Source organism: Sandarakinorhabdus oryzae (genome assembly GCF_009733735.1).
Taxonomy (GTDB): domain Bacteria; phylum Pseudomonadota; class Alphaproteobacteria; order Sphingomonadales; family Sphingomonadaceae; genus Sandarakinorhabdus; species Sandarakinorhabdus oryzae.
Genome location: NZ_WNJP01000372.1, coordinates 1 through 824 on the forward strand (window position 1 = coordinate 1; position 824 = coordinate 824).

Genomic DNA, 824 nt, shown 5'->3' on the forward strand with positions numbered 1-824 from the left:
GACGCCGGGCGGGACGGCGGCCTGCATCGCCGTGCCGCGCAGCCGCAGCAGGCGCGCGGTGTCCGCAACGCCCAGGCTGCCGGCCGCACACAGCGCGGTATATTCGCCCAGGCTATGCCCGGCGACATAGGCGGCCTTGTCGGCCAGCCGCACCCCGGCTTCGTTTTCCAGCACACGCAGCGCTGCGATGCCGACCGCCATGATCGCCGGCTGGGCGTTGGCGGTGAGGGTCAACTCCTCTTCCGGCCCTTCCCACATCAGCCGCGACAGGCGTTCGCCCAGCGCGTCGTCAACCTCTTCGAACACGGCGCGGGCGTGGGGGCTGGCGTCGGCCAGGCCCTTGCCCATGCCCACCGATTGGCTGCCCTGGCCCGGAAAGATGAAAGCGCGAATGGTCCCTCTCCCGATATCGCTCAAACTGCGCCGCCGATTAGGCGCTTCACCGCGCCTGTGCAACCGCAGCCGCGGTGCCGCTGCTCAACCGGGGCGTTTTGCCCGGTTGCAAGGCGCAAACATTCCGTTATGGGCTGCCCTTCGCGCTCAGGGAGGGGGCAAAAGGGATTCGCAACAGCCGTTCATCGGCGGGCAAACCCCATGCGACCACCTTGGTTCGCGGACCGATAGCCAGACCGGCTGCCGGTTCTGACGCATTTGCCGACCAGAACAGCCAAGGATCGCCAATGAAGATTGATGCCCGCCTGCTGATCGCCGCCGCCGCTCTGGCTGTTGCCACGCCGGCCGTTGCCGCCGTGTCGCCCGCCGTTGGCAAGGCGCTGAACGCCGCCACGGCCGCCGCCAAGTCGCGCAACGCCGCCGGTGTCGCC

1 protein-coding gene is annotated in these 824 nt (G+C 69.2%); it reads right to left on the bottom strand.

Going from position 1 to position 824, the window contains the following annotated elements; genetic code table 11:
- Window positions 1-393 (bottom strand): ACP S-malonyltransferase (locus tag GJ693_RS16365; protein ID WP_156257269.1); only part of this gene is annotated, 393 nt, incomplete at its 3' end.
- Window positions 394-824: the final 431 nt, after the last annotated feature.